The sequence below is a fragment of the Corallococcus sp. CA054B genome (genome assembly GCF_003611625.1).
In the GTDB taxonomy this organism is placed as follows: Bacteria; Myxococcota; Myxococcia; order Myxococcales; family Myxococcaceae; genus Corallococcus; species Corallococcus coralloides.
The window spans coordinates 38,538-51,735 of sequence record NZ_RAVY01000043.1; the positions used below are offsets into that span (position 1 = coordinate 38,538).

Sequence of the window (13,198 nt, forward strand, 5' to 3'; positions counted from 1 at the left end):
CCGCTACGCCCCACCGCCCTGCCACGTCAGCATCCCCATCACGCCCACGTCGCGGGCTCCTCCCGCGTGGAGCCTCCAGGGCACCGCCACTCCGAACTCCAGGGACTTCAGCGGACGCGCCAGCAGCCCCGGTGACAGGAGCAAGGTGGACGTACCGTCTTCGTCCCTCCAGCCCGCCTCCACCATCGGCCGCAGCGGCCCCAGTGCGAGCACCGCTCCGGCCGCGAAGTCCGGATGCAGCTCGCTCCCCAGGCCTCGCACCCCGGGCAGCTCCTCCACTTTCAATTGGAGGTTGAAGCCCACCGGCCCCACGTCCTGATACGCCAGCAGGTACGGCTCGAAGCCCGGGCGGAAGCGGTCGTCCCGGATATCGCGCGTGGCCTCCAGGTCCATGCCCAGGCTCAGCGTGAAGCCTCGCCGGCGGTCATTGATCAGCGCCAGGCCGATGCCCGCCTCCGCCGTGTCCAACCCTCGCGGATCCTCCGGCGTCGTCAGCGCCACCTTCGCTTCCAATTGCACGCGGTCGCTCAGGCCGTACTCGCCACGCACCGGCAGCTCGAAGCGCGTCTCACCGTCCTGACGCGTCCACTCCAGCCCCGTGCCCAGCTCCACCTGCCCGCGCTGCTGCGGTGGCGCTCCGTCCCCCAGGAAGAACTCCTGCACCCGCCCCTGTACCCCTTCCTTCGCCACCGCGGGCACCGAGAAGAGGCCCAGGAGTCCCACCGTGACGAGCCGCCGTCCGTTCGCCATGCCCGCACGGTGGACACGCTCCTCGTGCATCGGGGCCTCCCCACCGTGCGCCCTGGCGCTCGACCGCCCACTCGCGTCAGGAACACCCCCGAGGCGCTGGGCCTCCGCGTGGGGGCTTGCATCACCGTGCGTGAGGGTGGCAAGCCTGCGCTCCCACTTCTTCGAGAACGACCATGCCCCTCCCCTCCGCTCGACACACCGTGGCCCTGCTGGCGCTGGGCCTCACCGCCTGTGGCGGCAAGGACGTGCGCCCCGGTGATGAGAATCCCAACCCCGTCATCGACCCCTGCGTGGAGAGCAACACCGCCGACCCGGCCAGCGGAACTTGCGCGCCCCTGCGGTTGCAGTGCGCGAAGGACCTGAGCGGCTTCAAGACGGACCGCTACGTCTGGCGCGACCGCGACTGCCACGTGCGCTCTGTGTCGCTCGTGCGCAACGACGCGGCGGACCCCGCGGGCTGGAACGGCGGCTACATCCGCCGCTACACCTACGAGGTCGCGGGCGCCGAGCGCGTCTGCGACGGCCAGAGTACGCAAGTGCCCGGCTGGGGCATGGTGACCAGCCACCTGAAGGAAGGCCAGACGTGGGGCGCCTGGACGCAGGACGTGCGCGGCACCGGCCGCTTCGTCTTCAAGGGCGCGCACCATGCCCTGCACGAGCTGAAGTGGCCGCTGTCGCTGGATGGCCGCGTGGTGCAGGTGACCGTGCAGTACCTCTTCGCCACCGGCCGGGACCACCCGCTGTATGCCATTACCCACGACGCGTCCGGCTTCCCCGCGAACCAGATTGAAGCCGACGTTCGCTCGCCCTACGGCGACCTGGCCTTCGACGGCAACGCCAACACGGACATCGCCGGCCTGGGCTGGGGCGACCGCTACCGCTTCGTCACCCTGTCCTCCCCCGTGACGATGAACACCGGCTGGGACTACCGCGAACCCAACGTCGTCCCCTACACGCGCATGTGGACCGCCGCGCCGGACGCGGAGATGGGCGCGGTGCAGACCCAGACGTGGGAGCAGAAGCCCGCGGGCGGCTACTGGCTGTATCCCGAGTGGGGCACGCGCCACGCCAACGGCCCCATGCCCGTGGACTACAACTGGCCCTACCAGCTCAACCAGTACGAGCTGCCCTCCGTCACCAACTCCCACCGGCTCGCGTGGGGCAGCAACTTCGGCGCGGTGGGCCTCTCGCAGTACCCGCGCCTGGGTGATGACGGCGTGATGCTCTCCGGCCACCCCTACCAGAGCTACTCCGTCTTCATGGTGCTGGGCACGCACACGGCCAGCCCCGTGCTGTCGCTCGTGTCGGAGGTGGAGGCCTGGCAAGGCGTGAAGCTCACCGCCTCCGAGGGCACCGTGCGCACGCGCGGCCCGGGCGGCGTGGGCCGGACCGACTCCGTCACCTACGACGTCGCCGGCTACAACCCCGTCTACGCCACGTGGGAGGCGGACGCCGCCTCCAACCGCGTGACGCTGGCGTTCGACACCGCGGGGCGCACGCTCGCGCACCCCATGCTGGTGGTGCATGGCTACACCGCCGCCACGGCACCGGCGACGGTCACCCTGGATGGCCAGCCGCTCACCGCGGACACGGACTACTTCGCGTCCGTGGATGCGGCGGGCAAGGCGCTCTGGCTCACGCTCCAGCGCGACCTGAAGGGCACCGCCACCCTGAAGGTGGAGTAGCCCCACGCGACGGAGGCAGGCCCCTGGCACCCTCGCGAGTGCCCGGGGCCTCCCCTTCCGTGATTCACGCCGGAGCGTCAGTCCGCGTCGCCGCTGCCGCCGTAGCCCTGCGGGGCCTCCGAGCGCAGCCGCTGCCACTCGGCGCGGGCGTCCTGCTCCACGCGCTTCTGCTCGTCCACGCGGCGCCGGGCGTCCTCCACCCCGCGCTTGGCCTCCGCGACGGCGGCCATGTAGTTCGCCTCGGACATCTCCCTGGCGCGCACGTCGCCGCTCTTCTCCAGCGCCTTGAACTGGGCCAGGTTGAGCTCGGTGTCCGCGACCTTCAGCTCCGCGTCGCGCAGGTCCTTCTCCGCCTTGGCGGTGTCCGTCCTGCGGTCGTGCCAGGCCACCTCGGCGTCCGCGGCGATGCGTCCCGCCTCGGCGCCCTGGAGCTTGGACTGCGCCTGCGCGATGGGGCGCTGCTGACCGGTGGCCTCGGCGGCCTTCACCGCGGCCTTCTCCGCCTCCATGCGGCTCTTGGCGGCGTCGCCGTTGCGGCGGGCCACCTCCGCGGCGCGCTCGGCGTCGCGCACCGCCACCTCTGCGCGCGTCACGTTGTCGGCGGCCTTGGTGCGGGCCAGCTGCGCGTCACGCACCTCGCCCAGCTGCTCCTCCGGGACGCGAGCCATCATCGCGTCGTCCACACGCGCGGCCTTCGAGCTGCCGCAGCCGGCGAGGAACGCCATGGACGCCCCCAACGCCAGTCCCATCACCCAGTGCCGCTTCGTCCTGTTCTGGAACATGCTCTCAATCCCCCGTACGAGATGACTGGGGAAGAACCTAGACACGCCCCCGTCACGCGACAGGGGCCACGGACGCCGCCGTTCCCCCTGGAATCCGCCCGCGTCCGGGCAGGCCGTGGAGCAGGCAGGCTCGACCCGTTTTCCACCCCGCGCCGTTGCCGTCCGGCACTTTCGTCACGGTGGATGTCCCAACCCGGACGGGGTGCGTGTCTCAAGGTCGCGCGACTGACGCGCCACCAGGGAGAGGGACGACATGAAGCGAACGGGATGGGGATTCGTGCTGGGAACGAGCTGCGCGCTGATGGTCGCGGCCTGCGGCGCCGGCACCGAGGACTTCGAGGAGCTCCAGGGGACGGAGTCCGTGAAGATGCGCATCTCGCTGGCGGGTGACGCGTGCGGCGTCACCTCGGCCGAGGCGACCGTGAGCGCGCCAGACTTTCCGCCCTCGCGCCCCCAGCCCCTCTACGTGGGGAATGGCTACATCGAGGGCTACCTGAGCAACATCCCCTCCGGGCCCGGGCGCATGGTGGACGTGAGGGCCTACAACCAGGCGGGGCTGGAGGTGTACGCCGGCACCACGTTCGTGGACGTGTACTCCGGCTCCGTGGCGTACGCGCAGCTCCAGATGCGGCGCAATCCGCAGAACTGCCCCGGCGGGGGGACGGGCGACATCTACATCATTGGCACGCTGGAGGGCACCGGTCCGTCCCAGGACGGGGGCTACGACGCGGGCCCCGGCCCGTCCTACGATGGGGGACCCGTCTTCGACGCGGGCAGCGCGTTCGACGCGGGCTAGAACGCGCGGAGGTGTCGCAGCCCTCCTCAGATACCCCGGCCGTAGAACCACGCGGTGAGGGCCAGGCGGGTGGCGTGGGCGGGCATCACCTCATGCTCCAGCCGCTCGCTCAGGAACACCACCAGGCGGTCCAGCACGGGCGCCACCTCCACGGTGGCGCCCGTGTCCTCCGTGAAGAGGCGCAGCACGCCGCCATGCTCCGGCTTCCAATCCGTGTTCGCGTACCAGATGGCCGTGAGCCGGCGGTTGAATGGTCCGGGGAACGCATCGCGGTGGCGGGCATAGCGCGCACCGCCGCCGGGGTAGCAGGCGAGCTGCACATCGAAGCGCCCCAGCCCCAGGTACGCGCCCGCGGACACTGCCTCGCCCAGCGATTGGAAGCGATGCCACAGGGCTTCCAGCTCGGGGGCGGCGCCGGGCAGCACCCATTCAATATGGTCGCCGCGCACGGACGTATCGAGCGCATGGTTCGCGCCGCGCCGGATGCCCGCGGGCTTCAGCATCCCGGCCTCCACTCGCGCGAGCGCCGCGGCCCTTGCCGCCAGCGCCCGCGCCTCACCAAGGAAGGCGTCCCGAACGAAGTATCCCTGGGAACCCAGGGCCTCCGCCTCCACATCCGTCAGCTCCATCCTGCGCTACTCCTTCGCGAGTCCCTGTCCGGAAGCCCGCGTCCGCACGCTGCACCAGGATGCCCCCGTTCCGGAAGCGGGTAGACTTTCCCCCATGGCGAAGAACGTCTCGCGAGCCCTCTCCCTCCTCGCCGCGGTCGCGCTCGGCGCGCTGGCGGCCTGGGTGCTGCTGCGTCCCGCGTCTCCCCGGCTGCCGGACACGGCGGCGGTGGTGGAGCAGATGCGGGAGGTGGCCCGGCTGGAGACGCTGGACGTGTCCCTCTACAAGAAGGTCACGTTCACGCCGGAGCCGCAGGCCACGGACGCGCTGTGGAAGGACGTGCTGCTCTGGGCCAGCTACACGCTCCAGAACCCGCACGGCCGCGCCATCGTGTTCGCGGACGCGCACCTGGGGTTCGACTTCCAGCGCTTCGACTCAAGCCACCTGCGCGCCGTGGGCACGCGCGTGGACGTGCTCCTGCCGCCGCTTCAAGTCACGGTGGCCCTGCGGCCCGGGGAGACGGAGATCATCGACTCCAACCTGGACAGCGCGCAGACGGCGCAACTGTTGGAGAAGGCGCGTCTGGCATTCGAAAGGGAGGTGCGGCAGGACCGGCGCCTCCAGGAGAAGGCGCGTCAGTCCGCGGAGCGCTCGCTGCGGGGGCTCCTGCTCACGCTGGGCTTCCGCGAGGTGCGGTTCGTGGAGACCTTGCCGGTGGGGAGCGCGGGATGACGGAACGGTTGGAGCTGATCAAGGGAGACATCACGCGCATCGCGGCGGACGCGATCGTGAACGCGGCGAACTCCGGCCTGTCGGGTGGCGGCGGCGTGGACGGTGCCATCCACCGCGCGGCGGGGCCGGAGCTGCTCGCGGAGTGCCGTACGGTGGGCCGCTGTCCCACGGGCGAGGCGCGCATCACACGGGGATACCGGCTGCCCGCGGCCCACGTCATCCACGCGGTGGGCCCTTCGTGGTGGGGCGGGGACCAAGGCGAGGACGAGTTGCTGGCCTCGTGCTACCGGAACACGTTCGCGCTGATGGAGCAGCACGGGCTGCGCACGGTGGCGTTCCCCGCCATCTCCACGGGCGCCTACGGCTTCCCCATCGAACGGGCCGCCCCCATCGCCCTGAGGGAGATCCGCGCGGCCCTGGCGCGGCGGCCGGAGCTGGAGCGCGTCACCGTGGTCCTCTTCAGCGAGCAGGACTTGAGGGTGTATCAGCGGGCGCTGGGCGCGTAGGTCACGCGCTCCGCAGTGAGTCCCCATCCAGGACGAACGCGCCGGGCACGCCGTCCGGCGCGTGCCCCAGCGCGGCGAGCCTCCGCACCGATTCCCCGTCCGAGTCGCGGCACAGGAGCGCCACCTCGCGCCGGCCCAGGCTCACGCGCAGCGGGCCTCCGCCCGTGGCGGCCTCCAGCCTGCGGCGCTGTGCCTTCGTGAGCAGCCGTGCGCCGTCGTGCCCGTCGCCGCCCGTCACCGCCCAGACGCCGGAGAACGCCTCCGCCAGCCGCACCTCGCCCTGGTCGATGACGACGGGTCGCACGTCCGCGGGCCGCAGCTCCAGGTTGTGCCACGCCGCCGCGTCCACCGCTTCGAGCGTGAGCCCGGCTTCCGTCAGCGCGGAGGCCGGCAGGTAGCGCACGAACTCCGCGTCCTCCAGCACGTAGAAGACCTCCAGCCCCTCGGGCCCCGGACGGAACAGCGCGCCCTGGGTCCCCGCCACGAAGCCCGAAGGCCGCAGCACCGGGCGCAGCGCCTCCAAGGACACACCCGTGGGCCCCACGCCCGAGGACAATCCGCCCAGCCGTGACGCCAGCGCCTCCACGTGCTCGGTGAGCCCCTGCGGAGCCTCCTGATACGCGGCATACAGCGAGCCCACGTCCACGCGGCCCACGCCACCCGAGGCCAGCTTCACCAGCAGGTCGCGGCCCTGACGCCGGAAGGCCACGCCCGCGCGGCCCAGGGCGGCGGTGAGCGCGGCGGTGAACTCCGGGCGCAGCACCTGCTCCTCGGGCGCGGGCGGCGGAGGCAGGTCCGCGGCCTCCAGCTCCGCGCGCAGCAGCTTCGCCTCCGCGTCGAAGGGGTCCCGCTCCACGGCCTCCGCCACGTAGGCGCGGGCGCGCGCACCCTCGCCCTGCCGCAGCGCGAGCACGGCCAGGACCTTGAGGGCCTCCGGGTCGCCGGGGCTCAGGACCAGCGCCTCCCGCAGCTCGGCTTCCGCCTCCCGGTGCCGCTCCAATCCCAGCAGCGCTCGCGCGAGCCCCAGGCGCACCTGGAGGTCCTTGGGGAAGTCACGCCGCAGGGCCTGCATCAACGGCAGGGCTTCGCGCTGAGCGTCCGCGTTGACCAGCGCATGCGCCACGGTGAGGCGCAGCGTGGGTCCGGGCGTGCGCGCGGCCTCGTCACGCAGCGCCTCCAGCTCCGCGCCGCTGAGCACTTCACCCGCCTCCACCTTGCGGCGCAGGCGCTCCAGTTCCGCCGGGGAAATCACGCGCGGACTCTACTCCCTCCGGGGTTCGGGCCCGTCAATGCGTTGTGTCGTGTTCAGCAGGCTCCTCCTCGCCCCGGTGCTGGGAGAGGAAGTCGTCCAGGGCGCCCACGTCGATGGGCTTGCGGAACACGGCATCCACCTGCGCCAGGCTCGCGCGGTTCTGGCCGCGCACGTCCATGCCGGTGACGATGGCCAGCAGCGCCTGGGGCGTGCGCTGCCGCAGCTCGCGCGCCAGCTCCCAGCCCGTCATCTCCGGCATCACCGCGTCCAGCAGCGCGGCGTCGTAGGGGTGCTTCTCCCAGATGTGCAGGGCCACTTCCGGGCTGTGCGCCACCTGCACCTCGTAGCCCTCCTCGCCCAGCACCTCCGCCATCATCCGTGCGTTGTCCAGGTCATCGTCCACCACCAGCACGCGGCGCGCGCGCCCGGGCATCCGCGGCATGCGTCCCGCCGGCTGCACTGGCTGCGGCTCGGTGGCAGCGAGCGCGCCGTCGGAAACGTCGCGGAAGCGCGGCAGCCTCACGATGAAGCTCGCCCCCGAGCCGTCGCGCCGGTTCTCCACCGTCAGCTCTCCGCCCCAGCGCTGCACCTGCGTGCGCGCCACCGCCAGGAACAGCGAGAACTGCGGCGCCCCCGGGTCCCGGCGCAGCGGGTCGAACAGGCCCGCCAGTTCATCCTGCGCGTAGGGCCGGCCCCCATCCTCGATGCGCAGGTCCAGCCAGTCCTCCCCGGCGGGACGGGAGCGGACCACCAGCGTGCCGCCGCCCTCCATGCGGTCGCGCGCGGACAGCATCAGGTTGACGATGAGCTCGCGGAAGAAGCCCGCATCCGCCTTCACGCCCCACGGGAAGCCCAGGTCCAGCTCCGTGTGCACCGGGTGCTCGCGCTGCTCCAGCTCTCCCCGGGCCAGCTCCAGCGCCTCGCGCACCGTCTGGTCCACCGGCACGTCGCCCAGGCGCTCCTCGGTGCGCTGGACGCTGAACTCCTGCAGCCGCGCCACCAGGTCGCCAATGTTGCGCACCGTCTTGTCCAGCGCGTCGACGTGCTCGGGCTTGTATTCGCGTTGCAGCAGCGTGATGCGCAGCCGCAGCACGTTGAGGAAGTTGTTGAGCGCGTGCGCGGCGCCGCTCGCCAGCTGCCCCAAGGCCTGCTGCCGGGTGCGCCGCAGCAGCTGTCCCTGGAGCCTGCGCACCTCGCCGTGCGCGTTCTCCAGGGCCTTGGTCTTCACCGCGGCCTCGGTGCGGTCGCTGAAGGTCTGGATGACGCCCGCGAGGACGTGGTCCTCCTCCCACACCGGCGTGGCGCTCATCTCCAGCGTGGCGTCCCCGCCGCCCGGGCGCTCCACCTGCATCATCACGCCGCGCACCGGCGCCTTCTCGCGCAGCGCGCGCAGGAAGGGCATGTCCTGCACCTTGAAGGGCTCGCCCGTGGGGTGCCGCGCGTTGACCTGGGTGAGCACGGGCCCCAAGGAGCCCGTGGCGCGCGCGCCCACCACCGCGCGCATGGGCACGCCCATCAGGCGGCTCACCGGCGGCGAGGCGAAGGACACCATGCCGTCCGTCTCCGCCAGGAGGATGCCCACCTCCACGTGGTTGAGCACCGACTCCATCACCGCCGCCTCGCGGAAGCGCACCTCCTCCGTCTTGAGCACGCGCGCGTAGGAGGCCTGCGCGGACGCGTCCGCCTCCCACACCAGCTCCGACACCAGCTCCGCCACGTCCGCGTGGATGACGCCTCCGTTGCGGCGTGCATAGACGTAGAGCAGCACCTCCTGGAGCGACTTGAACTCGCGGGTCAGGTCCTCGGGTTCGAAGTTCTGGTCGTACCGGAAGGCCCCATGCGACCGCACCACCTCCGGCCACAGCCGCACCGCGTCCTCGCCCCGGTCCTCGAGCAGCCGGGCAAGCTCATCCAACAGATGGCGCAGCGGTGCGCGCAGGTCCCGGCCGGGGACCTCCACCTCGTACGTCTCCGCGCGCAGGCGCTTGGACCACAGGCGCGTGATGCGCTCGCCCTCGTCCGAGAGCAGGCCTGACAGCGCGGTGATGGCGGTATCGGAAGAAGGCACGCTCAAGGGCGCACGATGCGCACGCCCCAGGCGCCCGGCCACCCGTCCCCCGTCGCCTCGGGGTGCGGCGATGTCAGGCGTTCCACACGAACCCCTCCATCATGGGCCCCGAGCGCCCGCCTGTCCGGCCGCCCTGGCGGCGGCGAGCGGTCGTCCCCACCTTTCCAGGCACGGATGAGCACGAAGGAGCACAGGAAGAACGACCTGGAGCAGCCTGAGATCTCTCAGCAGGCCATGGCGCAGCTCTTCCGTGGCGAGCTGAGCCGCTCGGACACGTGGCGCACGCGGCTGGACACCACGACGAACTGGGCGCTCACCACCACGGCGGCGGTCATCTCCTTCGGCTTCGCGTCGCAGGAGAGCTCGCACGTCACGTTCCTGGTGGGCATCTGGATGGTGGTGTCCTTCCTGCTCATCGAGGCTCGGCGCTACCGCTACTACGACCTGTGGAACCGCCGCGTGCGCCTGCTGGAGGACGGCTGGTGGGCGCCGATGCTGCGGCACGAGCCGGTGGATCCGGACGCGCTGCGGGAGCTGGCGGTGGAGATGTCCCGGCCGCAGATCCAGCTGTCGCTGGTGTCCGCCATCGCGACGCGGCTCAACCGCGCGTACGGGCCCATCCTCATCGTCCTGTTGGTGACCTGGTTCTTCAAGGTCTACAGCCATCCGCGGCCGCCGCGCGACTTCGGGGACTTCGTGGACCGGGCGCACGTGGCCTGGATTCCAGGCCCGGTGGTGATGGCCGCGCTGCTGTTCCTCACCCTGGCGGCGGCGTACCTCTTCACCGCGTCCTTCTTCATCCGGTCGCCACTCGGTGAGCTGCGCACCCGGCCCCGCGGACGCAGGGCCGCGCTCTGGGAGTCCTTCTACCGGCCCTACGCCATCCAGCGCCGCAAGCGCCCGCGCCCTCCCGGCGCCCGCGCCGGCGCGCAGCGCCCGCCGGCCCCGTTCGACCGCCACTGATCCACCTGGAGCGCACCCGGGCCCGGATGCCACCCCAGGGTCAGGTGCGTGACACGACCGTCACGCCGGGAGGCCCGGCGCCCCAGGCGCCCCCACCGGGCGGCCTGACGGCCCACCCAGGCTGATGGGGGCCATGCCCAGGGGTGAATCCCTGCTGCTTTCGCCCTTCCGGCCCTCCCGGATTTGTGGTGTGAACCGGGCCCATGGCGAACACGCGCACTGTGACGGTCATCAACGGCGACGGCATTGGTCCCGAGGTCTCGGCGGCCACCATCCGCGTCCTGGAAGCCCTCAAGGTCCCCCTGGAGTTCGAGTTCAAGGACGCGGGCACGGAGGTGGTGGCCAAGTTCGGCACCAACCTGCCCCACGAGACGGTGGAGGCGGTGCTGCGCAGCGGCGTGGCGCTCAAGGGCCCCACCGGCACGGTCGTGGGCGGCGGCCTGCCCTCCGCGAACGTGGGCCTGCGCAAGCGGCTGGACCTGTACTCGTCCCTGCGCCCGGTGAAGAGCGTCCCCAACGTCAAGACGCGCTACGAGAACGTCGACCTGGTGGTCGTGCGTGAGAACACCGAGGACCTCTACGCGGGCCTGGAGCACATCGTGGTGCCGGGCGTCGTGGAGGCCATCAAGGTCATCACGGAGAAGGCGTCCACGCGTATCGCCCGCTTCGCCTTCGAGTACGCCAAGAAGAACGGCCGCAAGAAGGTGTCCGCCATCCACAAGGCGAACATCATGAAGCTGTCGGACGGCCTCTTCCTGGACTGCTGCCGCAAGGTGAGCCGCGAGTTCCCGGAGGTCGCGTACGACGAGGTCATCGTCGACAACCTCTGCATGCAGCTGGTGAAGGACCCGACCCGCTTCGACGTGATGGTGCTGGAGAATCTCTACGGCGACATCGTCAGCGACCTGTGCGCGGGCCTGGTGGGCGGCCTGGGCATGGTGCCGGGCGCCAACATCGGCGAGCGCACCGCCGTCTTCGAGGCCGTGCACGGCACCGCCCCGGACATCGCGGGCAAGGGCATCGCGAACCCCACCGCGCTGATGATGTCCGCGGTGATGATGCTGGAGTGGCTGGACCTGCGTGAGGCGTCCCAGCGCATGGCCAACGCCATCCAGAAGGTCTACGGCGGCGAGTCGAAGGTGCGCACCGGCGACCTGGGCGGCAGCGCCACCACGCGCGAGTTCACCGACGCCATCATCGCCGCGCTGTAGTCCAGCGCACGCGGTGCTTCGAAGGGGGCGGGAGGTTCTCCTCCGGCCCCCTTCCTGTTTTCAGCCGACGGTGACCTTGCGCACGCCCCGCGCTTCCAGGAGCGCGGGGAGCCGTTCGCGCTGGTCGCCCTGCAACACCAGCGCGTCCTCCTCCACCACGCCACCGCAGCCCAGGCCGTTCTTGAGCGCCTTGAGCCAGGTGTCCAGCTGGGCGGCGGGCAGCCCCAGCTGCTCCACCACCGTCACCTCCTTACCGCCCCGGCCCTTGCGCTCCATGCGCACCACGGCGCGCGCGGGCCCCTTCGGCTCCGGCTTCTCCCGGGGTGGCGGAGGAGGCGGCCCCGAGGGCAGCGCTTCCCGCTGCGCGGACAGGGCGGCGAAGGGGTTGTTGAAGGGCCCCGGCGGCGGGGCCTCGTCCTTCTTGTCGCGCTTGCCCATGGCGTCCTCCGCGCTCCTGTCCCTTTACGGGTGGGCGTGGCCCTCGTGGCCGGGGGCGCCGGTGCCCCGCGGGCGCGGCGGCGGCAGGGTGCTGAAGGCGGGGGCGTCCGGGTTGCCGCTCGCCAGCACCAGCGCGTAGATGAGCGGCGCGGACGGGGGCACCTCACGGCCGTTCACCAGCACCAGCGGCGTGCCCTGGATGTTGTAGCGCATGGCGTACTCGACATCCTGGCGCAGCTTCCCGATGGTCTCCGGCGCCGTCATGCACCCCTCCAGCTGCGGGCGCGCCACGGAGCCGGAGCTGGCGATCTCCATCACCTTGTCGGTGTCCAGGAAGGCCTGCGCGGCGAAGAGCTTCTCGCGCAGCTCCCAGAAGTCCTTCGCGCCCTCCAGGCACACCGTGGCCCGGGCCGCGGCGCAGCGCACGCTGAGCGCGTCAGGACCGCGGTTGGGGATGGCCGGGTTGCACTGGCCATCCAGCGGGAACTGCCGCGCCTCCACGGACAGCATGCCCTTGGGGGCGTGCTGCTTGATGAGGGCCAGCTCCTCCACCAGCGACTTGCAGTGGGGGCACTTGCTGTCCGTCCACTCCAGCACCTTCACCGGCGCGTCCGGCGGGCCGTAGAGCGCGCGCGGCGGATAGGCCGCGAGCTTCGGCGTGCCCGACCGGTACATGGCCAGCGAGTCCGCCAGGAACTGCTTCTGGTCCTGCGGCAGGCTGGCGATGAACTCAGGCAGCGTGGTCGGCGGCGCGGGCGGGGGCGGCGGCATGCCCGAGTTGGAGCCGGACGTGTTCTGCGCCTGCGAGGAGGCCACCGGCGGCAGGAAGGCGCCCGCCTTCGGCGCGTGCGGCGTGGCCCGGCCGGGCATCAGCATGGCCACGAAGGCGACGGCGGAGATGCCCACGGTCCACTTGAGCGTGTCGCCCCACTCGCCCGCCTGGGGCAGCAGGGGTCCGGGCAGGCCGCGCCAGGCCACGCCCGCGAACGCGAGCACCAGCACGTAGGTGCCCAGACACGTGGGGCACACCACGCCCACGCTCGCGCTGACGCTGGCGAAGACGGCGACGGAGACGACGCCCGCGAGCGCCAGCAGGCGCAGGCCGCCGGACGCCGGACGCACCGAGCGGCCCGCCTTCGCCCACGCGAGGTACAGCGCGGCGAGGCCCACGGCGGAGAGGCCCCACACGAGCCCCAGGCCCGCGATGGGGATGCCCAGGGTGTCGTGCACGCGGCTGGCGAATTCCGAGTTCCAGACGGTCTCGCAGTTGACGTGCTCGTTGATGCCGCAGGCGGTGGCGCCACCGGCGCGCAGCGTGAGCAGCTCCATCCATTGATAGACGGCGAGCGCACTGGTGAGGAGGCCCAGCACCAGCAGCGCGAGTGCGCCACGGGTGGGGACGGGGG

Annotated in this window: 13 protein-coding genes; 6 read left to right on the top strand and 7 right to left on the bottom strand. The window is 71.9% G+C overall.

The window, feature by feature from the left end:
- Positions 1 to 3 precede the first annotated feature (3 nt).
- Positions 4 to 780 (bottom strand): hypothetical protein, encoded by a 777-nt coding sequence (locus D7V80_RS13720; RefSeq protein ID WP_120588579.1) that lies wholly within the window; start codon positions 778 to 780, stop codon positions 4 to 6.
- Between the two features lie 143 nt (positions 781 to 923).
- Here D7V80_RS13720 and D7V80_RS13725 point away from each other — a divergent pair, with 143 nt between their 5' ends.
- Positions 924 to 2,435: a hypothetical protein gene (locus tag D7V80_RS13725; protein WP_120588580.1), complete on the top strand. Its 1,512-nt coding sequence runs from the start codon at positions 924 to 926 to the stop codon at positions 2,433 to 2,435.
- A 77-nt stretch (positions 2,436 to 2,512) separates the two neighbouring features.
- On the opposite strand, the gene D7V80_RS13730 is transcribed toward D7V80_RS13725, so the two are convergent.
- A complete protein-coding gene (locus D7V80_RS13730; RefSeq protein WP_120588581.1) occupies positions 2,513 to 3,217 on the bottom strand; it encodes a hypothetical protein in 705 nt (234 codons plus the stop codon).
- 253 nt (positions 3,218 to 3,470) lie between these two features.
- Here D7V80_RS13730 and D7V80_RS13735 point away from each other — a divergent pair, with 253 nt between their 5' ends.
- A complete protein-coding gene (locus D7V80_RS13735) occupies positions 3,471 to 4,013 on the top strand; it encodes a hypothetical protein (RefSeq protein WP_147447097.1) in 543 nt (180 codons plus the stop codon).
- Positions 4,014 to 4,039: 26 nt separating this feature from the next.
- Here the strand turns inward: D7V80_RS13735 and D7V80_RS13740 are convergent, their stop codons facing one another.
- On the bottom strand, positions 4,040 to 4,642 hold the full coding sequence (locus D7V80_RS13740) for a 2OG-Fe(II) oxygenase (RefSeq protein WP_120588583.1): 603 nt from the start codon (positions 4,640 to 4,642) through the stop codon (positions 4,040 to 4,042).
- A 94-nt stretch (positions 4,643 to 4,736) separates the two neighbouring features.
- On the opposite strand from D7V80_RS13740, the gene D7V80_RS13745 reads away from it, so the two are divergent.
- Both D7V80_RS13745 and D7V80_RS13750 read left to right on the top strand, forming a co-directional pair.
- Positions 4,737 to 5,354: a DUF4230 domain-containing protein gene (locus tag D7V80_RS13745; protein WP_120588584.1), complete on the top strand. Its 618-nt coding sequence runs from the start codon at positions 4,737 to 4,739 to the stop codon at positions 5,352 to 5,354.
- Positions 5,351 to 5,860, top strand: coding sequence for an O-acetyl-ADP-ribose deacetylase (locus D7V80_RS13750; protein WP_120588585.1), 510 nt, complete (start codon positions 5,351 to 5,353; stop codon positions 5,858 to 5,860). The genes D7V80_RS13745 and D7V80_RS13750 overlap by 4 nt, the downstream gene beginning before the upstream one ends.
- Position 5,861: 1 nt before the next feature.
- On the opposite strand, the gene D7V80_RS13755 is transcribed toward D7V80_RS13750, so the two are convergent.
- Positions 5,862 to 7,112: a tetratricopeptide repeat protein gene (locus tag D7V80_RS13755; RefSeq protein WP_120588586.1), complete on the bottom strand. Its 1,251-nt coding sequence runs from the start codon at positions 7,110 to 7,112 to the stop codon at positions 5,862 to 5,864.
- Positions 7,113 to 7,146: 34 nt separating this feature from the next.
- Complete coding sequence (locus tag D7V80_RS13760) at positions 7,147 to 9,180, bottom strand: response regulator (protein ID WP_120588587.1); 2,034 nt, start codon at positions 9,178 to 9,180, stop codon at positions 7,147 to 7,149.
- Between the two features lie 174 nt (positions 9,181 to 9,354).
- Between D7V80_RS13760 and D7V80_RS13765 the strand changes: the two genes are divergently transcribed.
- Positions 9,355 to 10,143 carry a DUF2270 domain-containing protein gene (locus tag D7V80_RS13765; protein WP_120588588.1) on the top strand — a complete coding sequence of 263 codons (789 nt, stop codon included), beginning with the start codon at positions 9,355 to 9,357 and terminating at the stop codon, positions 10,141 to 10,143.
- 203 nt (positions 10,144 to 10,346) lie between these two features.
- Entirely contained in the window at positions 10,347 to 11,354 is a 1,008-nt protein-coding gene (locus D7V80_RS13770; RefSeq protein WP_014399738.1) for an isocitrate/isopropylmalate dehydrogenase family protein, read from the top strand.
- Positions 11,355 to 11,414: 60 nt separating this feature from the next.
- On the opposite strand, the gene D7V80_RS13775 is transcribed toward D7V80_RS13770, so the two are convergent.
- Positions 11,415 to 11,792 (bottom strand): translation initiation factor, encoded by a 378-nt coding sequence (locus D7V80_RS13775; protein WP_120588589.1) that lies wholly within the window; start codon positions 11,790 to 11,792, stop codon positions 11,415 to 11,417.
- A gap of 24 nt (positions 11,793 to 11,816) precedes the next feature.
- A partial coding sequence (locus D7V80_RS13780) for a vitamin K epoxide reductase family protein (RefSeq protein WP_233585319.1) occupies positions 11,817 to 13,198 on the bottom strand: 1,382 nt, incomplete at its 5' end.